The following is a 19,904-nucleotide window of genomic DNA, read 5'->3' as shown; positions in this document are numbered from 1 at the left end:
GCCGAACTGGTGGGTCGTGTACTTGTGGGTGCCCTCGAGGTCGTCGCGGATGGCCTCCTGCGCGCTCGGCGGGAGGGTGTGCATGATTTCGCGCACCCGTGCCTGCCGACGGCCGACGGCCTGGCGCTCCGGCATGCCGGGGGTCGCGGTGATCTGCGCTGGCACGCCCTCGATATCGTCCGTGCCGCCGTCGTGGTGGCCGGCGTCGACCATGGCCTGCTCTTCGGCCATCGTCGCCTCGTCCTTCTCCTCCGACATGCCGATCGGGCCGATGCGGCGACCGTTGAGGAACTGCCGGACCACGGGCTCGTCGCTGGTCAGCAGCACTTCGCGCGGACCGAACATCACCAGCTTGCGGCGGAACAGCATGCCGATGTTGTCCGGCACGGTGCGGGCGATGTTGATGTTGTGCGTGACGATCAGGATGGTCGCGTCGATCTGCGCGTTGATGTCGATCAGCAGCTGGCTCAGGTAGGCGGTGCGGACCGGGTCCAGACCGGAGTCAGGCTCGTCGCAGAGGATGATCTCCGGGTCCAGCACCAGCGACCGGGCCAGGCCCGCGCGCTTGCGCATACCGCCGGAGATCTCGCCCGGAAACTTGTTCTCGTCGCCCTCAAGGCCCACAAGCGCGAGCTTCTCCATGACGATGTCCCGGATCTCGCCTTCCTTTTTCTTGGTGTGCTCGCGAAGCGGGAACGCGGTGTTGTCGAAAATGTTCATCGAGCCGAACAGCGCGCCGTCCTGGAACATGACGCCGAACAGCGTGCGGATCTCGTACAGCTCTTTGGCCGAGCACTCGATGATGTTCGTGCCGTTGACGATGATCTTGCCGCGCTCGGGGCGGAGGAGGCCGATCAGCGACTTCAAGAACACCGACTTACCGGTACCCGACGGGCCAAGGAGCACGCTGACCTCGCCGGGCGGGATGTCCATCGTGACGTCTTCCCAGATTCGCTGGGGCCCGAAGGACTTGGTCAGCCCTTCAACTTCAATGCCGATGCCCACGCGTGAATCCTTCCGCCAGTGCCGATGGCAGCCACCTGCCTCCCGCTTGTGGCTTGAGTCACTCTAGCGTACGCGCGACGCTGGTGGCACTCGCCGACAACTGTCTCATCCGCAACGGGGCCGCTCCATGGTTGGAGCGACCCCGCGTGCGTGTCGGCAGACTACTTGACCGTGACGGTGGCGCCGGCGGCCTCGAGCTTGGCCTTGGCCTCCTCGGCGGCCTCCTTCGGAACCCGCTCGAGAAGCGGCTTCGGGGCGCTGTCGACGAGGTCCTTGGCCTCCTTCAGGCCCAGCCCGGAGACGATCTCGCGGACGACCTTGATCACGCCGATCTTCTTGTCGCCGGCGGCCTCCAGGATCAGGTCGAACTCGGTCTGCTCCTCGGCGGCCTCGGCCGGGGCCGCAGCGCCGGCGCCGGGAGCCGCCGCGACGGCGACCGGAGCGGCGGCGGTGACCTCGAAGGTCTCCTCGAATGCCTTGACGAAGTCAGACAGCTCGAGCAGCGTCATCTCCTTGAACGCGTCGAGCAGCTCGTCGGTGGACAGTTTTGCCATGGGTGTGGGTCCTTCCCAAATTTCTTTAGCGGGTTTCTTTAGCGGTCTGTGCGGATTACTCGGCAGCCGCGGGAGCGTCTGCTGTGTTTTCTTGCGTGCCTTCTGCGCCTTGCTTCTTCTCCTGCAGCGCCGCAACGAGCCGTGCCACCTGTGACGCCGGGGCGTTGAACAGCCCGGCCGCCTTGGACAGGTTGCCCTTCATCGCGCCGGCCAGCTTCGCGAGCAGCACCTCACGCGACTCCAGGTCGGCGATGCGCTCGATCTCGGCGACGGTCAGTGGACGGCCGTCCATGTAGCCGCCCTTGATGACCAACGCCTTGTTGTCCTTGGCGAAGGTCTTCAGCGCCTTGGCGGCGTCGACGGGCTCGCCCTTGACGAAGGCGATCGCGGTCGGGCCGACGAACAGTTCGCCGAGACCTTCCAGGCCCGCCTCCGACGCGGCGCGGCGCGCCAGCGTGTTCTTGGCAACCGAGTAGGTGGCCGAGCCGCCGAGTGACCGGCGCAGTTCAGCCAGGTTCGACACCGTCAGCCCGCGGTACTCGGTGACGACGGTGGCGCTGGACTCCTTGAACCTCTCGGCGATCTCGGCGACGGCGGCGGCCTTGTCAGCCTTGGCCATGCAATGCCTCCTTGGGTGGGTATCGGGTTGCGCCACCGAACGCAGGCCGGAAAATGACGAACGCCCCGACGCAGGGTCGGGGCGTGCATTGCGTGCGCGATCGAACGCGCGTTGCGGCGCTGGCCTCGTCCTCCTGCGTGGGCCGCCCGGATCGATCCGGGACCTTCAACCGATTGCTCGGTGACCGACGGTCTTCGGTGGAGCCATCCCAGGCTAGCGCAAGCGTCGTCGATCAGCCAAAACGCGCACCTACGCCCCCGAAGCTGCGCTTCACGCGTATTCGATGTTGGCCAGTGCTCCCGCACCGACGAGCCCCGCGTTCGCGTCAAGCTCGGCCGGGACGACTCGCAGCCCGCGGATGAACTCGAGCCCGGCATAGCCGGCCAGCGCGTCGCGCAGCGGGTCGAACAGCAGCGGCCCGGATCTGGCGACACCTCCGCCGATCACCACGAGGTCGAGGTCGCACACCGCGGCGACGGAGGCGATCATCGCCGCAACCGCGGTGCCGCCGCGCCGAAAAGCGCTCAGCGCCGACATATCCCCCGCGTTCGCGGCGTCGGCCAGCTCCCTGGCGTCGGCGCCCGCCGGTCCCGCCCAGCCGTGGCGGACCGCCCATCGGGTCATGCGCGGGCCGCTGGCAACGGTCTCGACGCACCCCCGGCCACCGCACGAGCACGGCTCGCCGTCCGGCTCGACGACGACATGGCCGACGTGGCCGGCGTTGCCCGTGCGGCCGTGGTACGGGACGCCGTCGAGCACCAGCCCGCCGCCGATGCCGGTCGAGACGACCATGCCCAGCACGAAGTCCGCGCCCCTGGCCGCGCCCCGCCACCGCTCGCCGAGCGTCATGCACAGCCCGTCGCCGCCGAGCCGCACCGGCACTCCGGGCACCGCGGCGGCCACCCGGTCGACGATCGGGAAGTGCTCCCAGCCTGTGATGTTGATCGGACTCACGGTGCCTTCCCGAACCTCGATGGGTCCTGCCGACGAGATGCCCGCACCACTCACGGCCCCGCCGGCCGCCGCGACGGCCTCGCTGATCAGTGCGTCGACGGCGGACCAGACGGTTTCTGCGTCGCCGCGCGGGGTCGGCCGCTTGGCGGCGTGGCTGAGCGTCCCGTCGGGATCGACGAGACCGGCGGCGATCTTGGTGCCGCCGATGTCCAGGACGAGGGTCCGATCGGTCATCAGTGCCTGTGGGTGTTGTCCGGCTGGCGCGGGTCGCCGGGGTGCTCGTAGCCGGGAGCCAGTTCCACCAGCGCCGCCCGTCGCCCGTCGAGCCACCTCCGGAACGCGCGGCGCCGGGCGGCCCCGCGCAAATGCTCGGCGATCGCCGGCCACACGTCGTCCAGCGGCGGGGCGGTGCGGGCAGGTGCCTGCCAGCCAAGAGATCCGCTGTCCGGCGCGGCGAAACGCAACGGGTTGCGGGCGTGGTAGTCGGCGATTTGCTCGGCGGTGACGTCGACCTGCGATGTGACGTGAACGAAGAGGGCACGGGCCGTCGGGTCGGCCAGCGCCGCCGCGGCGACGCTCCCGATCTCCAGCCGGGTCGCCGGCTCTGGCAGGAGTTCGTCCTCGCTGGGAGCGTTGTCGGCGGTCACACCGAGCGTCGCGGCTTCGGCCGCCACGACCCGTTCGGTCACCAGCAGCTGGGTCAGCCACCGCCGCAGTTGCCGCCCCTCGCTCGTCCCGACGGCCGGCAGCGATGCCGCCAGCGGACCCGAGCGCAGCACGGCCTCGCGCGCGTCCACCTCGTGGACCTTCACCGGCAGCCCGCCGACAGTGGCGACGACGGTCATCGCACGCACACCACGACCGCGGGCGAATAGATCAGCCGCCCCGCGCAGGCGACTCGCACGAGGGCCCACCACCGCCCTGGCTCCACCCATGGGGGTGGACAGACGTCGAAGTTCAGGTCCACCGTGCCGCCGGCCGGCAGCACCGCTCCGCGCGCGGCAGGGACGACCCAGTCCCAGGTGCCCCATGGGCTGATCACGTGGGCCTCCACCGCCATGTCGGCACGCGCGTCGGTGCCGACGGTCACGCCCAGCGACGCTCGGTCACCCGGCGCCACCTCGATGTGTTCCGGAGCCTTGATCAGCCGCAGCAGATCGTCGTTGGTTTGAGTGCCGACCGACACGACGCAGACGTCCTCGACGACCTGTCGCCAGGCGGCGGGCAGGCCCGCGCCGGTCAGCTCGAGTTGGGCCCGCACCGGATAGCGGCCGGGCAACGTGCCGGGCGGCACCGTCAGCCGGATCTCGCTGCCGAGGTACCCGCCTGGCGCCAGGTCGACGGGCAGCTCGTCGTGCGTGGCCGTCCACCCGTCCGGGATCACCAGCCGGACCACGCCGCTCAACGACCGGTCGCTGCAATCGCTGGACGTGGTAAGGCGAAGCGGCACCTGGCTGTTGGGCTCCGCGGCGACGCGATACGGGTGCAGGTGGGCGACGGCCGGCAGCCCGCCCAGTGGTGCGGGTCCGCGGTTGTGCAGCCAGTACCGGGCGTACAGCGGCTGCGCGGCCTCGGCTTCCGGTGCCGGCCTCGCGCCGTCGGTGTGGAGCTTCACGGGCACGTCGAATCGCGCAAGTAGGGTGGCGATTTCATAGCCGTGCAGCGTCAGCCGGCCCGATTCGAGGCGCTCGCGTGGCCGCTCGAGAAGGTCGGCGACCGCGAGCGGCGACACCGTACCCGCCGTCGATTGGATGGCGACCTGCGTGGTCGCACCCTGGGTTTCGACAATCCGCAGCGCGATTGCATTGGCGGGGTCGACCGGCTGCGCGCTCCCGCGGGCGAGCGGATTGCCCGCCGCCTTCACGGCTGCTACCTGCACGCATCGGTCGGGCACGACCGCCAACAGCGAGCCGGCCGCGCCGAGGCCGCCCGCGCTGCCGGACGTCAGGACCGCCCGCAGCGGATGCGAAAACTCCGCACTGCGCGCGGGAACGTCGGACCGCCGCCAGTCACCCGCGCCGGAGACGAGCGCGTAGTCGAAGGTGTGGGTCCAGTGCTGCAGCTGGAAGTTGGAGCCGTCGGGTGCCGTGCGGCGCGGCTCATCGATCCAGGTGCCCGACGGCCAGCCGGTGCACGAGCGCATCAGCGACGTGTGCAGCGTGCCCTCGGTATCGACGGCGAAACTGGGCACCCCGCGGTTGAGCAGCGCAACGGTGCGCGGCTCGAACGGCTCGATGTCGGCCGGGACTTGCTGCGACACGACGATTTCGGCGTCGCCGAGATCGTCGGTCATCGAACCGATGGCGCCCTTGCCGGCGACGATCAGCACCGGCAGCCTTCGCACGTCGCGCAGGTCCGCGCCCGGTACCCACTCTTGGGCGAGTGGCGCCGCGGCTGGCACCCACACCCGCGCCTCGCCGGTGGCGTGCAACTGGCGCTTGAGTTCGTCGGCGTACCCCGGGTCGGTCTCGGCCAGCACCGCCGCCGTGAAGGGATTCTCGTCGGGCCCACCCAGCGCGATGCGGGTATCCGGCAGGTTGGAGTCGACGTCCAGGTCGCCGTAGCGGGGCGTGTCGGCGCCGCTGCACGTGGCGGTCACGCCGGTGCGGACCAGCGCGACCATGAGGTCACGTGCCGCCGCGGAGGCGGCCAGGGTGGGCACCACCACCTCGGCCACCGACATCGCCCGCACGTGGTCCCCGACCCGGATCCGCGCGGCCGAAGAGAGTCCGAACCAGGTGTGGGCCGGGTTCTCCAGGGTCCATGGGTGCGTTGCGGTGTCGACCGACCGCCCCGGGCCCTCGTGCAGGAGACCGAACCCGCGGCCGACCACGGCATCGCCGACCTCGCTCACCGGCAGGGCGCCCGGCACCGGGCAGGGCCAGCGCAGCCGCACCAGGTGGTCGGCGCCCGTAAAGTCGTCGATCACCGTCCGGCAGTCCACTCGGCGCACCCCGCGCCACAGCGTAAGGGTTTGCCGGTAGCGCAATAACTTTCCGATTCGGCCCTGGACGACCAGCCCTGTGCCCAACGGGCTGCGGTACGCGTGCACGTCGGCCGCGGCGGCCGACGAGCCGACTACCGGCCCTGACGGCAGCAGGTGCCACGGCCCTTCGCCGCCCGTCGGGTGCGCCGAGTACTCGTCGTACACCGCGAGCTCGTTGCCGACCCGGCCCGCGGCGATCAACTCGCGCCCGCCGGCCAGATCGACGAGCGACGCCACACCGCCGCCCCGCGCCGGGTCGACCCGCAGCCGATAGTGCTCGTTGGCGATCTCGATGCCGGGCAGCGGCTCCCAGCCGGCCGACGAGCCGGCCGTCTCCCAGCCGGCCGACGAGCCGGCGGCCATGAGGCGGTACGAACGCCAGCCGAGCGACGGCACGTCGCGCGCCAGCCAGGTGACACAGCGTCCGCCGTGTTCGACGAGCGCGGGCAGCTCGTTGTCGTCGGCGTCGAGCACCCGCACCCCGGCGCCGACCGGTGTGTCCAGGTACCCCGTGACGATATCGGTGCGCTTGTGGCTCAACGAGTTCCACACCACAACCGAGCCGTCGACAACCGAAGACAGCAACCCGAGCGCATTGTCGCGTGCCGCCCGCCCGAGCTCCCATGCGTCCCGCCAGCCGGTCAGCAGGTCGAGGTACACCTGATCGGACTCCGACCCGGTGATCGCGTCGTGGTGTGCCCCGTAAGCCAGCTGAACCCACGCTTTGGCCAGCGCGGCCTGGGGATACTCGGCGCCGGCTAGAAGACCGGCGAATACCGCGAACCGCTCGGCGTCCAGCACCGCGTTCTCCGCGTCGCGGTTGGCCTGTTTCGTGTCGATGTATGACACGTCCTTGCCCGTGTATATCGGGTTCATGTCGCGGGTCTGCGGCGACGGCGCCTGGCCCCGTGCGGACAGCTCGGCCCGCACCGCGGCGAAGAACTCCCGCGGCAGGGCGCACACGAACCTGGGCCAGGTGTACCGCGCGTTCCAGTCGCGGTGAACGTCTGTGACCCACTTGTTCGGCGGGGTGTAATCCGTGCCGACCGGCAGCAGCACATTGCGCGTCGCGGCGACCTTCTTCAACGCCGAAAAGAGCCGGTAGGCGGAGACCTCGGCGTCGGCCAGCGAGGCCGCCTCGTCGAGCCGCCAGCCCGCCCCGTAGTGGGCCGGCATGTAATGGGTGAGCAGGCCGCGTCCCGACGGCGAGATCCACTCGAACTCACTGCAGAACTGCATCAGCGTCGGATCACCGTGGCGCGCCATCGGGCCCCACTGATGATGCGGGCCGCGCGCCCACGAACTCGAAGTCAGGCCGGTGTCCGCCGCCATGCCGGGAAACTGCGGGTCGTGGCCGAAGACGTCGAGCTGCCACGCGGTGGACGGGTCCGACCCAAGGATGTCGCGCTGAAAACCGCTGCCGTGCACCAGGTTCCGAATGGTGGTCTCCGGACTGACGAGGTTCGTGTTCGGCTCGTTGTATGCGCCGCCCATAACTTCCAGCCGGCCCTCCGCGATGAACCGGCGCAGGTCGGCGCGGTCCTCGGGGTGGGTGTCCCAGTACGGCTTGAGGTAGTCGACCTCGGCCAGCACGAACTTGTAGTCGGGGTCGCGGCGAGCCATCTCCAGATGCGTCCGCACGAGGTCGAGGCCGTTTGTCTGGCGACCGGGCGGGTCGGCGGTCCACTCGCTCGTGTAGCCGCCCTGTGTGTTCCACCAGACCGGGTCGTAGTGGAAGTGGCTGACCATGAACATCGTCCAGCCGGGCTCGGCCACGACGAACGTGAACGGCAGGCCGACACCCTTCCCGACGACGCGGGCGGCGCGGCGGTCACCGGGCGGCGTGCGATCGACGGCGACCGGGATCTCGACCACCCCGGCCGCGGGAGCGGGAGACGCCGGCTCCGGCGTCACCAGGCCGTCGCCCTCGACCGCGAGCGGCGTCGGATGGCGGCCGCTGTAAGTCACCCGGACCAGTTGCAGCGGCGCATCCGGCGGCCCGACGAAAAGGTCCGTCGACTCCGCGGAGATGACGTGCACGCCAAAACACTACGGCCTCAGGGCCGGGAAACCCGCACGGTATCACCGCCTGAGACCGGCAGCCCGGCGGAGCCGTGCCGCGACAGCCCGCATGGCCTCGGCCAGCTCCGGCGGGTCGAGCACCTCGAAGGCGCAGCCCGGCATCGCCAGATACAGCGCCATGCGCTCGGGGTCGTCGGCGCCGGTGGTGACGACGCAGGCTTCTGCGCCGTCAGCCTCTATCGTCGCCGAGTTCGGCGAGAAATGCGGCGCCACAACATCGTACGGCGCAAAGTAGCGCACCCGGGCGTGGTGGCGGTAAGGCGAGGCGGTGATCGAGCGCCGCACGAAGGCGGCAGCGTCGGGTGCCGGCCGCGGCCGGAACGTGCTGCCGAGCGCGTGCACGTCATCCATCCGGTCCAGCCGCAGGCTTCGCCAGTCCGCGCGGTCGCGGTCGTAGGTCAGCAGATACCAGCGTCGGCCCGTCGTCACCAGCTGGTACGGCTCCAGCCGCCGCCGCGTCACTCTGCCGACGCGGTCGACGTAGCCGGCGGTCACGTGCTCCCGATCGCGACATGCACGCGCCAGCGTCATCAGCACGTCGGGTTCGACGGGCGAGTCGATCGACTCGGGTGTCAGCGTGACCGTCGCGTCGTGGACGGCGCCGACCTGCGACCTCAGCCGCGCCGGCAGCACCTGGTCCAGCTTGGTCAGCGCCCGCAGCGCCGATTCCCCCACCCCGGCCACGCTGCCGCCCGCCGCCAGCCGCAGGCACACCGCGACGGCCACCGCTTCGTCGGGGTCGAGCAGTAGGGGCGGCAGGGCCGCGCCGGCGCCGAGCTGGTAGCCGCCGCCGTGGCCCTTGCTCGCATGCACCGGGTACCCCAGCTCGCGCAACCGCTCGATGTCCCTGCGAACGCTGCGGGTGGTCACGCCGAGCCGCTGGGCCAGTTCGCCGCCGCTCCAAACCCGCCGCGACTGCAGCAGACCCAGCAGCTGCAGCACCCGGCCGGTCGTCTCGGACACGCCGTAATCGTGCCAGAGTCTTAGGACAGAAATCGTCCCCTATTGCTGACAGCCTGGGTTGACGACCGCCGGAGCCGTCAACTCCCACGAGAAAGCTCCCACGAGAAAGAGAGCCAGTGATGCCCGGACTGCCCCCGCCCGCCGCCGGCGAGCGCCAGACCCTGCTCAACTTCGTCGCCTTTCAGCAGAACGCGTTCTTCGCGGTGGCCTACGGCCTCACCGACGATGACGCGCGGTCCACACCGACGGTGAGTGCGTTGTCGATCGGCGGGCTCATCAAGCACGCCACCGGCGTGCAGCACAGCTGGACCGAGCGGGCATCATCGGCGCCCGGCTTCCCGCCGCCGGACCCGCGGCCGCTCGAGCAGCAGATGGCCGACCACGCCGACCAGCTCACGATGCGCGACGACGAAACCCTCGAGGGGCTGCTGGACGGGCTGCGCACTCAGAACACGCAGACGTTGCGCGTCTTCGCAGAAGCCGACCTCGACGCCGGGGTGCCGGTGCCACGCAACGTGCCATGGTTTCCCAAGGACATCGACCACTGGTCGGTGCGCTGGGTCGCGATGCACCTGATCGAGGAGTTGTCCCGGCACGCCGGCCACGCCGACATCATCCGCGAGTCGATCGACGGGGCCACCATGTATGAGCTGATGGCCGGGGTGGAGGGCTGGCCGGAGACCGACTGGACCAAGCCATGGAAGCCCGTGCGCGCGAGGTGACCGGGACCCGGTAGAAAAGGCTCATGACGCGAAGCGGCCGGGCCGACTGCGGCGACGTCGAGCTTTTCTACGAGGACCTCGGAGATGTCGGCGACCCACCCGTAGTGCTCATCATGGGCGTCGGCGCGCAGCTGCCGATGTGGCCCGACGGCTTCTGCGCCCGGCTGATCAAGCATGGCTACCGGGTCATCCGCTTCGATCACCGCGACACCGGCTTGTCGACGAAGATGTGCGGCATGCGGGCCAAGGGATCGGTCTACCGCCGGGTCTGGCGTTATGTCCTCGGCCGCGCCAGCGAAGTGCCGTACACCCTCGTCGACCTGGCCGCCGACGTGGAGTCACTGCTGGACCATCTCGGCATCGAGCGTGCACACGTCGTCGGCGCGTCGATGGGCGGCATGATCGGCCAGGTGCTGGCCGGCCGCCGTCCGGAGCGGGTGCGGTCGCTGGCCGTGGCGATGTCGGGCAGCGGCAAGCCGTTCTCGTCGATCCCGCGCTGGCGCGTCATCAAACTGGCGTTCGACCCGCCCGCCGGGGACGCGCCGGCCGAGCAGCGGCTGGCGTTCGAGGTCCGCAACATCAGGGTCATCAACGGCCCGAACTTCCTGCCGCCCGACGACCAACTGCGTCGCCGCGTCGCGGATCTCACCGCCCGCAGCGACTATCCGCAGGGCATGCTGCGACAGTTCGACGCGATCCTCGGCACCGGCAGCCTGATGCGCTACATCCGCCGCATCGGCGCGCCGACCGTCGTCATCCACGGCTCCGGTGACCCGATGGTGCCGCCCCGCAATGGCCGCAGCGTCGCCCGCGCGATCCCCGGCGCGCGCTTCGTGATGATCGACGGCATGGGGCACGACCTGCCCGAACCGGTGTGGGAGCCCGTCATCGACGCGCTGGTCGAGAACTTCTGCAGAGCCGGTGACTGACGTGGTATGAAACTCGTCACGTCCGTCGGGCGGGCGCGCAGGCCGGCCTTCACGTCCGTTTTCGGCACTCTCACCTGGACCGATGGTCGCTGACACCCGCCGCGACGGCGCGCCGGCGGCCACCGCCGGCGGCGGCGCATTCTATGAGGTGATGGCGCCTTTTGGCACACTGCTTGCATGAGTTCCACTGCGCACCGCGAGGTTGCCAAGCTGGACCGAGTGCCGTTGCTCACCGAGGCCGCGCGAGTCGGGGCGGCCGGATGGCAGGTGACAAGAGCCGCCGGCAGGGTGGCCACGAAGCTGCTCGGCCCGGGGGGTTGGCAACAAAAAGTCATCACCGAGATGCCCCACGTGTTTGCCGACCTGGGGCCGACGTACGTCAAATTCGGTCAGATCATCGCCTCGAGCCCCGGCGCGTTCGGCGAGCCGTTGTCCAGGGAGTTCCGCAGCCTGCTCGACGCCGTGCCGCCGGCCGATGCCGGTGAAGTGCACAAGCTGTTCGTCGAGGACCTGGGCCAGGACCCGGCGACGCTGTTCGCGTCGTTCGATGACGAGCCGTTCGCGTCGGCGTCGATCGCGCAGGTTCACTTCGCCACGCTGCACAGCGGCGAAGAGGTCGTCGTCAAGATCCAGCGGCCGGGCATCCGCCGCCGGGTGGCTGCCGACCTGCAGATCCTCAAGCGCGGCGCCCAGGTGGTCGAGCTGGCCAAGCTCGGCCGCCGGTTGTCGGCGCAGGACGTCATCGCCGACTTCGCCGACAACCTGGCCGAGGAGCTGGACTTTCTGATCGAGGGCCAGTCGATGGAGACCTGGGCCGACCACATGACCGCCTCCCCGCTGGGCCAGAACATTCGGGTGCCCCGGGTGCACTGGGAGTACACCACCCCGCGGGTGCTGACGATGGAGCGGGTGGACGGCATCCGCATCGACGAGGCCGCGGCGATCCGCAAGGCCGGCTTCGACGGTGTCGAGCTTGTCAAGGCCCTGCTGTTCAGCGTGTTCGAGGGCGGCCTGCGCCACGGCCTTTTCCACGGTGACCTGCACGCCGGCAACCTCTATGTCGACGCCGACGGCAAGATCGTGTTCCTCGACTTCGGGATCATGGGCCGTATCGACCCGCGGACCCGTTGGCTGCTGCGTGAGCTGGTCTACGCGCTGCTGGTGAAGAAGGACCACGCCGCGGCGGGCAAGATCGTCGTGCTGATGGGTGCCGTAGGCACCGTCAGGCCCGAGGGACAGGCCGCCAGGGACCTCGAGGCGTTCGCCGCGCCGCTGACCATGAAGTCCCTCGGCGACATGTCCTACGCGGATATCGGGCGGCAGCTGTCCGCACTGGCCGACGTCTATAACGTCAAGCTCCCCCGCGAGCTGGTGCTGATCGGCAAGCAGTTCCTCTACGTGGAGCGCTACATGAAGCTGCTGGCGCCCAAGTGGCAGATGATGTCCGATCCGCAGCTGACCGGATACTTCGCCAACTTCATGGTCGAGGTCAGCCGCGAGTACTCCGAAGAGGTGCAGGCGTAGTGGCCAGGGCCCGCACCGGCAATGCCAAATCGGGGGATCTCGATATCTACTACGAAGACATGGGCAGCCCCGACGACCCGGCCGTGCTGATGATCATGGGGCTGGGCGCGCAGCTGCTGTTGTGGCGCGACGGCTTCTGCGAAAAGCTCGTCGACCAGGGGCTGCGGGTCATCCGGTACGACAACCGCGACGTCGGGCTGTCCGGCAAGCTCCACGGCCACAGGGCGGGCGGGTCGCAGCCGGTCAGGATGGCGCGCTCGTTTCTCGGGCTGCGCAGCGACTCGGTATACACGCTGGAAGACATGGCCGACGACGCCGCCGCGCTGCTGGATCACCTGCGGATCGACCGGTCGCACATTGTCGGTGCGTCGATGGGCGGCATGATCGCCCAGGTCTTCGCGGCCCGGCACAGCCACCGCACGCAGACGCTGGGCGTGATCTTCTCCAGCAACAACCAGCCCCTGCTGCCCCCGCCGGGGCCGCGCCAGCTCTTCGCCGTCATCAGGGGCCCGGCGCCGGATTCTCCGCGCGACGTGATCATCGAGAACGCCGTGCGGGTCAACAGAATCATCGGCAGCCCCGGCTACCCGGCACCCGAGGAGCGGATCCGCGCCGAGGCGATCGAGGGCTATGACCGCAGCTTCTACCCGGTCGGTGTCGCGCGGCACTTCGACGCGATCCTCGGGACCGGCAGCTTGCTGCGTTACAACCGGCAGATCAACGCGCCGACCGTGGTGATCCACGGCAAGGCAGACAAGCTGATGAGGCCGGCGGGCGGGCGGGCGGTGGCCAACGCGATTCCCGGCGCGCGGCTGGTGCTCTACGACGGCATGGGCCACGAGCTGCCCGAGCAGCTGTGGGACGAGATCATCGGCGAGCTGAAGACAACCTTCGGCGACGCCGCGACGTGACCTGCGGCAAATCGCCCGATTCGGTAGCCGGGGCGGAATCGGATAGCATTTCTACCCAATGCGTCGGGGTTGCGGCTGCGTCATCGGGGACGCTGAAATGGCTGAGGAAGGCCCGATGCAAAGCCCGAAAGGCATCCAACCATGGCTAAAGCCGCGCGTCTGAAGCCGCATTTCGAAGATGTCCAGGCCCATTACGACCTGTCCGACGACTTCTTCCGGCTGTTCCTGGACCCCACCCAGACCTACAGCTGCGCGTACTTCGAGCGTGACGACATGACCCTGGAAGAGGCCCAGATCGCCAAGATCGACCTCTCGCTCGGCAAGCTGGGCCTGCAGCCCGGCATGACGCTGCTCGACGTCGGCTGCGGCTGGGGCGCCACCATGATGCGGGCCATCGACAAGTATGACGTCAACGTCATCGGACTCACGCTGAGCAGAAACCAGCAGGCGCACGTCGAGAAGATCTTCGCCGAGTCGGACAGCAAGCGCACGAGGCGGGTGCTGCTGCAGGGCTGGGAACAATTTCACGAGCCCGTGGATCGGATTGTGTCCATCGGCGCGTTCGAGCACTTCGGGCATGAACGCTACGACGACTTCTTCAAGACGGCGTACGAGATCACGCCGGAGGACGGGGTGGTGCTGCTGCACACGATCACCGGTCTGACCTTCCAGCAGATGATCGACCGGGGCATTCCGTTGACGTTCGAGGTGGCCCGCTTCGTGAAGTTCATGCTCACCGAGATCTTCCCCGGCGGCCGGCTTCCGTCGATCGAGAAAGTCGAGGACCACTCGCAGAAGGCCGGGTTCGCGCTCACCCGCAGGCAGTCGCTGCAGCCGCACTACGTCAGGACGCTGGACACTTGGGCCGAGGCGCTCCGGTCGCACAAGGAACAGGCCATCGCGGTGCAGTCTCAAGAGGTCTACGACCGTTACCTGCACTACCTCACCGGTTGCGCCAAGGGATTCCGTGTCGGCTACATTGACGTGAACCAATTCACGCTGGATAAGCAAGCCAACTTAGTTAGTTGACAAGTCTCACCGGAAACACGAACCCGGCGGGGGGACAATCCGGCGTGGCCGGGGATGACGCCATGTAGGGTGCCGTGGAAACCAGGTAGCCGTCGGCGGCCATCTGTCCGCCGGCCGTTGTGCGACACCACTGGAGGGGTCACGATGTCTGACACCAAATCGACCGAGATGCGGCCGCACTTTGAGGACATTCAGGCCCATTACGACCTCTCCGACGACTTCTTCGGCCTGTTCCAGGACCCGACCCGCAAATACAGCTGCGCGTACTTCACCGGGCCGGACGTCACCCTGGAACAAGCGCAGATCGCCGATGTCGACCTCAACCTCGACAAGCTCGATCTCAAGCCCGGGATGACCCTGCTCGACATCGGTTGTGGCTGGGGTCTGGCGATGAAGCGCGCGATCGAGAAGTACGACGTCAACGTCATTGGCCTGACGCTCTCCAAGAACCAGCAGGCGTACTGCACGAGGCTGCTGGACACGCTCGGCAGCCACCGCTCGCATCAGGTGCGCCTGGAGGGCTGGGAGCAGTTCCACGAGCCGGTCGACCGGATCGTCTCCATCGAGGCGTTCGAGCACTTCGGCTTCGAGCGCTATGACGACTTCTTCAAGAACTGCTTCGACATCCTTCCCGACGACGGCCGGATGACGATCCAGAGCAGCACCGGCTACCATCCGTTCGACTTGGCCGCACGCGGCAAGAAGCTGACGTTCGAGCTGGCACGGTTCATCAAGTTCATGATCACCGAGATCTTCCCCGGCGGCCGGATTCCGACCGCGCAGATGATGGTCGAGCACGGCGAGACGGCCGGCTTCGTCGTACCGGAGTGCCTGTCATTGCGAACGCACTACATCAAGACGTTGGGGATCTGGGCTGACGCGCTCGAGGCCAACAAGGAGAAGGCGATCGAGGTCACCGACGAGAAGAACTATCACCGCTACCTGCGCTACCTGCGCGGGTGCCAGTACTACTTCATCGACGAGAGCATCGACGTCAACCTGGTGACTTACCTCAAGCCTGGCGCAGCCGCCTGACCCTTCCCGCGCGAGCGGACGGCGCTGTCGGATTGGGGCAGCGTCGTTCGTCGGACAGGTAGAGAGTGGAACGCAGGGTTCTGCTCGCTACTGAGAGGTCTGACGATGCACTACTTCGCACTGCTGCTGTCGCCGTCCGGCGCGCCCGAGGAGCGCACGGACCCGGCGGCCCTGGAAGCCGAGATGGCGGCGTACAACGCCTTCCACGCCAAGGAGGCGTCATCGATCCGTGCCGGCGACGCGCTGACCTCCGCCTCCGACGGCGTCCGGATCACCGGCGGCCCACAGGCCCCCGTGGTCACCGACGGCCCGTTCCCGGAAAGCGCGGAGGTGGCCGGCGGCTACTACGTGTTCGAGGCTGACGACCTTGACGCCGCGCTGGCATTGGCCCGCCAGATCCCGCATGCCGCCAAGGGGGCTGTCGAGATCTGGCCGATGGTCCACGAGTTCGCATCCGCCCGGAAACTGACCGGAAACGACTGGATCGCGCTGCTCTTCGAACCGCCCGCTGACACGGTGGCGCCGGGCAGCCTGGAGTGGGAGGCGGGCATCGCCCGTCACGGTGAGTTCGCCGCGGCCGCAGGCGATCACATCCTCGGCGGCGCGGCCTTGCACCCGCCGTCCACAGCGACGACCATGCGGGTGCGCGACGGCGGGACGCTGCTCACCGACGGGCCTTTCGTCGAAGGCGCCGAGGTTGCCAACGGGTTCTATGTGCTCGCCGCCGCCGACCGCGACGAGGCGGTCAAGATCGCGTCCATGATCCCGGCGACGACCGTCGAGGTCCGGCGGCTCCTGGGCGTGGCGGGACTGTAACCGTCGTCGATGGCAGACCTGGACGGCGTCTTCAGGCGTGAATGGGGTCCGGCCGTCGCCGCCCTGGCCCGTTGGTCGGGCGACCTGACCGTCGCCGAAGACGCCGTCCAGGAAGCCTTCACCGAGGCGGTGCGGGCGTGGCCCCGCGACGGGCTGCCCCAGAACCCGGGCGCGTGGGTGGTGACGGTCGCGCGCAACCGCGCCCGCGACCGGCTGCGCCGCGAATCTGCCCGGCCAGGAAAGGAATTGGCTGCAGTGGTCGACGAGATCAGGGCGCGGACCGAGATCGCGGACCCACATCCGGTGCGTGACGACGAGCTGCGGATGATGTTCACCTGCGCCCACCCGGCGCTGGACCGGCCGTCGCAGCTGGCGCTGACGCTGCGGCTCGTCTCGGGTCTGACGGTCGCCGAGATCGCGCGTGCGCTGCTGCAGACCGAGTCTGCGATCGGGCAGCGGGTCACACGTGCCAAGAACAAGATTCGCGACGCCCGCATCCCGCTGCGGGTGCCGCCGGCCGAGCAGCTGCCCGAGCGCACGCCGCATGTGCTCGGCTGCATCTACTCGGTTTTCACCGAGGGCTACTGGTCGACCGCCGGGCCGTCGGCGATCCGCGACGAGCTGTGCTCCGAAGGGGTCAGGCTGGCAGGCGAATTGACCGCGCTGATGCCCGACGAGCGCGAGGCACACGCGCTCAGCGCGCTGGTGACTCTGCACGACGCGCGCCGTCACACCCGCGTGGATGCCGACGGCGCGCTGGTGCCACTCGACGAGCAGGACCGCAGCCGTTGGGACCCGGTGGCCATCACTCGCGGGGTGCGGCAACTGCAGCGCGCCGCGGCGATGGACCGCTCGCGCGAAGAGCAGACCCTGCAGGGGGCGTATCTGCCACAGGCGGTGATCGCGGCGTTGCACGCAACGGCCCCGACCTGGGAGCAGACCGACTGGGCCGCGATCTGCGCGGCCTACGACCGTTTGCTCGCGATCGTTGATTCGCCCGTGGTCCGGGCGAATCGGGCCGTGGCGGTTGGCTTTCGCGACGGGTGTGCGGCAGGGCTTGCCGCCTTGGACGCGGTCGCCGACGATCCGCGGCTCGCTCGGTCCAGCCTGGTGCCGTCGATCAGGGCGGACCTGCTGCGCCGGGACCGCCGCCCCGCCGAGGCGCTGCCGTGGTACCGGCAGGCGCTGGCGCTCAGCGGTTCGGAGCCTGCGAAGGCGTTCCTGCGCCGCCGCCTCGCCGAGTGCGGCCCCTGACCTACCGGCCTGACCTACCCGCGTGACCTGCCAGGGCCCGCTCGGGGCTTACGCCTCGGCGAAGTTCCGGGTGACCTGCGGGTCGACCGGAATGCCCGGACCCGTGGTGGTCGACACGGTGACCTTCTTCAGGTACCGGCCCTTCGACGACGACGGCTTGGCCCGCAGGATCTCCTCCAGCGCGGCGCCGTAGTTCTCGACCAGCTTGTTCTCGTCGAAGGACGCCTTGCCGATCACGAGATGCAGGTTGGCCTGCTTGTCGACCCGGAAATTGATCTTGCCGCCCTTGATGTCGGCAACGGCCTTCGCGACGTCGGCGGTGACCGTGCCGGTCTTTGGGTTCGGCATGAGGCCGCGCGGACCGAGGATGCGGGCGATCCGGCCGACCTTGGCCATCTGGTCGGGCGTGGCGATCGCCGCGTCGAAGTCCAGGAAGCCGCCCTGGATACGCTCGATCAGGTCGTCACTGCCCACGATGTCGGCGCCGGCGGCCAGGGCCTGTTCGGCCTTGTCACCGACGGCGAACACCGCAACGCGGGCGGTCTTGCCGGTGCCGTTGGGCAGGTTGACGGTGCCGCGTACCATCTGGTCGGCCTTGCGGGGGTCGACGCCGAGCCGGATCGCCACCTCGACGGTCGCGTCCTGGTTCTTCGACGACGTCTCCTTGGCCAGCCGCGTGGCCTCCAGCGGCGTGTACAGCCGGGTGCGGTCCACCTTCTCGGCGGCGGCCCGATATGCCTTGCTCTTCTTGCTCATTGGTTCATCCAATCGATCGTTGGGTTGTGGTCGTGCGGGCCGAAGCTGGCCCTCCCACACGTCGGCGACTACTCGACCGCGATGCCCATCGACCGGGCGGTGCCGGCGATGATCTTGGCGGCGGCGTCGATGTCGTTGGCGTTGAGGTCTTCCTTCTTGGTTTCGGCGATTTCGCGGACCTGGTCCCACGTGACCTTCGCGACCTTGTTGCGGTGCGGCTCGGCCGAGCCCTTGTCGACGCGCGCGGCCTTGAGCAGCAGCTTGGCGGCGGGGGGAGTCTTCAGCTGGAACGTGAAGCTGCGGTCCTCGTAGACCGTGATCTCCACGGGCACCACGTTGCCGCGCTGGTTCTCCGTCGCGGCGTTGTAGGCCTTGCAGAACTCCATGATGTTGACGCCGTGCTGGCCGAGCGCAGGGCCCACTGGCGGCGCCGGGTTGGCTTGGCCTGCCTGGATCTGCAGCTTGATCAGCCCGGCGACCTTCTTCTTCTTCTTCGGGGCCATGGGGTGTTGGTGTTCCTCTCTGGATCAGCGATGAGCCGCTTGCGCGAAGTGCATCAAATTTTGGAGACCTGGTTGAAGGTCAGTTCGACAGGTGTCTCGCGGCCGAAGATGGACACCAGCACCTTGAGCTTCTGTTGCTCGGCGTTGACCTCGTTGATCGTCGCCGGCAGCGTCGCGAACGGGCCGTCCATGACGGTCACCGACTCGCCGACCTCGAAATCAACCTCGACAGGGGTGCGTTCCATCCCGGCTGCCTCGCTCGCGGCGGCACCGGTCGCCGCCTTGGCGGCCTTCTTGCCCGTGCCCTGCGGCAGCAGGAACTTCACGACATCGTCGAGCGACAGCGCCGACGGCCGCGAGGTGGCGCCGACGAACCCGGTGACACCGGGCGTGTTGCGCACCGCGGCCCACGAGTCGTCGGTGAGGTCCATCCGGACCAGGATGTAGCCCGGCAGCACCTTGCGGTTGACCTGTTTGCGCTGGCCGTTCTTGATCTCGGTGACCTCTTCGGTGGGCACCTCCACTTGGAAGATGTAGTCGCCCACGTCGAGGTTCTGCACGCGCGTCTCGAGATTGGCCTTCACCTTGTTCTCGTAGCCCGCGTAGGAGTGGATGACGTACCAGTCGCCGGGCTTGCTGCGCAGCTCCTCCTTGAGCGCGGTCGCCGGGTCGACCTCGGCGGCCTCATGGTCGGCATCGTCGATCACGTCGACGGCCTCACCCACGGGCATATCGCCGTCAGGGGTACTCACTTCTCATTCCTTCCCTAGGTGTAACTCGTCAGCCGAACACCAACAGCACCAGCTTCGCCAGGCCCAGGTCCACCACGCCGATCAGCGCGACCATGAAAGCCAGGAAGAACAGCACCACGGTCGTGTAGCTGACCATCTGCTTGCGGTTCGGCCAGATCACCTTGCGCATCTCGGCGACGACCTGCCGCAGGTAGCCCCACACGAAGACGAACGGGTTGGTGCGCCCACCCTTGCCGGGGCGCTTCTTTGCCGTCTTGACCTTGGTCGGGGTGCCGTTCTTGGCGACGCCGAGTTCGGTCCCGGTCGTCTCTTCGATCTCCTCGGCGGTGGCGGTGCCCTGCCGTGACCGCTTCCCCGTGGGACGCAGCGGCCGGGTCGCCACCGCGGTCTGCCCGCGTCCGGTCGTGGTCTCGTCGCCGTCGCCTGCGGCGCCGGCACCTTCGCGCTCGTCGCTCACCGCATGCCTTTCCGTTGGTGTTGTCGTGTGTCCACTATCCAGTGTCCACGATT

The 19,904-nt window shown here is 68.8% G+C and carries 19 protein-coding genes; 8 read left to right on the top strand and 11 right to left on the bottom strand.

The window, feature by feature from the left end; genetic code table 11:
• The 7 genes from VKG81_RS16650 to VKG81_RS16620 form a co-directional block, all read right to left on the bottom strand.
• Positions 1-1,005 (bottom strand): ABC transporter ATP-binding protein (locus VKG81_RS16650; RefSeq protein WP_324397662.1); only part of this gene is annotated, 1,005 nt, incomplete at its 3' end.
• A gap of 161 nt (positions 1,006-1,166) precedes the next feature.
• Positions 1,167-1,559, bottom strand: a complete 393-nt coding sequence (gene rplL, locus VKG81_RS16645; protein ID WP_324397661.1) for a 50S ribosomal protein L7/L12 — start codon at positions 1,557-1,559, stop codon at positions 1,167-1,169.
• 55 nt (positions 1,560-1,614) lie between these two features.
• Positions 1,615-2,178, bottom strand: coding sequence for a 50S ribosomal protein L10 (rplJ, locus tag VKG81_RS16640; RefSeq protein ID WP_324397660.1), 564 nt, complete (start codon positions 2,176-2,178; stop codon positions 1,615-1,617).
• A gap of 270 nt (positions 2,179-2,448) precedes the next feature.
• A complete protein-coding gene (locus tag VKG81_RS16635; RefSeq protein WP_324397659.1) occupies positions 2,449-3,366 on the bottom strand; it encodes an ROK family protein in 918 nt (305 codons plus the stop codon).
• Positions 3,366-3,977, bottom strand: coding sequence for a DUF7158 domain-containing protein (locus VKG81_RS16630; protein WP_324397658.1), 612 nt, complete (start codon positions 3,975-3,977; stop codon positions 3,366-3,368). Before VKG81_RS16630 ends, VKG81_RS16635 begins: the two co-directional genes overlap by 1 nt.
• Positions 3,974-8,158: an NEW3 domain-containing protein gene (locus tag VKG81_RS16625; protein ID WP_324397657.1), complete on the bottom strand. Its 4,185-nt coding sequence runs from the start codon at positions 8,156-8,158 to the stop codon at positions 3,974-3,976. The genes VKG81_RS16630 and VKG81_RS16625 overlap by 4 nt, the downstream gene beginning before the upstream one ends.
• 42 nt (positions 8,159-8,200) lie before the next feature.
• Complete coding sequence (locus VKG81_RS16620; RefSeq protein WP_324397656.1) at positions 8,201-9,163, bottom strand: YafY family protein; 963 nt, start codon at positions 9,161-9,163, stop codon at positions 8,201-8,203.
• A gap of 119 nt (positions 9,164-9,282) precedes the next feature.
• Here VKG81_RS16620 and VKG81_RS16615 point away from each other — a divergent pair, with 119 nt between their 5' ends.
• The 8 genes from VKG81_RS16615 (at position 9,283) to VKG81_RS16580 (ending at position 17,383) form a co-directional block, all read left to right on the top strand.
• Positions 9,283-9,885 carry a DinB family protein gene (locus VKG81_RS16615; RefSeq protein WP_324397655.1) on the top strand — a complete coding sequence of 201 codons (603 nt, stop codon included), beginning with the start codon at positions 9,283-9,285 and terminating at the stop codon, positions 9,883-9,885.
• Positions 9,886-9,908: 23 nt separating this feature from the next.
• Complete coding sequence (locus VKG81_RS16610) at positions 9,909-10,814, top strand: alpha/beta fold hydrolase (RefSeq protein ID WP_324397654.1); 906 nt, start codon at positions 9,909-9,911, stop codon at positions 10,812-10,814.
• 177 nt (positions 10,815-10,991) lie between these two features.
• Positions 10,992-12,338, top strand: a complete 1,347-nt coding sequence (locus tag VKG81_RS16605; protein WP_324397653.1) for an AarF/ABC1/UbiB kinase family protein — start codon at positions 10,992-10,994, stop codon at positions 12,336-12,338.
• A 59-nt stretch (positions 12,339-12,397) separates the two neighbouring features.
• Positions 12,398-13,249: an alpha/beta hydrolase gene (locus VKG81_RS16600; protein ID WP_324397664.1), complete on the top strand. Its 852-nt coding sequence runs from the start codon at positions 12,398-12,400 to the stop codon at positions 13,247-13,249.
• 141 nt (positions 13,250-13,390) lie between these two features.
• Positions 13,391-14,278 (top strand): cyclopropane mycolic acid synthase family methyltransferase, encoded by an 888-nt coding sequence (locus VKG81_RS16595; RefSeq protein WP_324397652.1) that lies wholly within the window; start codon positions 13,391-13,393, stop codon positions 14,276-14,278.
• Positions 14,279-14,422: 144 nt separating this feature from the next.
• On the top strand, positions 14,423-15,313 hold the full coding sequence (locus tag VKG81_RS16590; protein ID WP_324397651.1) for a cyclopropane mycolic acid synthase family methyltransferase: 891 nt from the start codon (positions 14,423-14,425) through the stop codon (positions 15,311-15,313).
• A 105-nt stretch (positions 15,314-15,418) separates the two neighbouring features.
• Positions 15,419-16,129, top strand: coding sequence for a YciI family protein (locus VKG81_RS16585; RefSeq protein WP_324397650.1), 711 nt, complete (start codon positions 15,419-15,421; stop codon positions 16,127-16,129).
• A 9-nt stretch (positions 16,130-16,138) separates the two neighbouring features.
• Entirely contained in the window at positions 16,139-17,383 is a 1,245-nt protein-coding gene (locus VKG81_RS16580) for an RNA polymerase sigma factor (protein WP_324397649.1), read from the top strand.
• A gap of 48 nt (positions 17,384-17,431) precedes the next feature.
• On the opposite strand, the gene rplA is transcribed toward VKG81_RS16580, so the two are convergent.
• The 4 genes from rplA to secE all read right to left on the bottom strand — a co-directional run bounded on the left by rplA (position 17,432) and on the right by secE (position 19,851).
• Complete coding sequence (rplA, locus tag VKG81_RS16575; protein ID WP_324397648.1) at positions 17,432-18,139, bottom strand: 50S ribosomal protein L1; 708 nt, start codon at positions 18,137-18,139, stop codon at positions 17,432-17,434.
• 68 nt (positions 18,140-18,207) lie between these two features.
• Positions 18,208-18,642, bottom strand: a complete 435-nt coding sequence (rplK, locus tag VKG81_RS16570; RefSeq protein WP_324397647.1) for a 50S ribosomal protein L11 — start codon at positions 18,640-18,642, stop codon at positions 18,208-18,210.
• Positions 18,643-18,695: 53 nt separating this feature from the next.
• Positions 18,696-19,394: a transcription termination/antitermination protein NusG gene (gene nusG, locus VKG81_RS16565; RefSeq protein ID WP_324397646.1), complete on the bottom strand. Its 699-nt coding sequence runs from the start codon at positions 19,392-19,394 to the stop codon at positions 18,696-18,698.
• A gap of 28 nt (positions 19,395-19,422) precedes the next feature.
• Complete coding sequence (gene secE, locus VKG81_RS16560) at positions 19,423-19,851, bottom strand: preprotein translocase subunit SecE (protein WP_324397645.1); 429 nt, start codon at positions 19,849-19,851, stop codon at positions 19,423-19,425.
• Between the last annotated feature and the right edge of the window lie 53 nt (positions 19,852-19,904).

This window comes from Mycobacterium sp., from assembly GCF_035314905.1.
In the GTDB taxonomy this organism is placed as follows: domain Bacteria; phylum Actinomycetota; class Actinomycetes; order Mycobacteriales; family Mycobacteriaceae; genus Mycobacterium.
The sequence above is the reverse complement of the archived record's forward strand: the minus strand, read 5'-3'. Positions and strand labels throughout refer to the sequence as shown.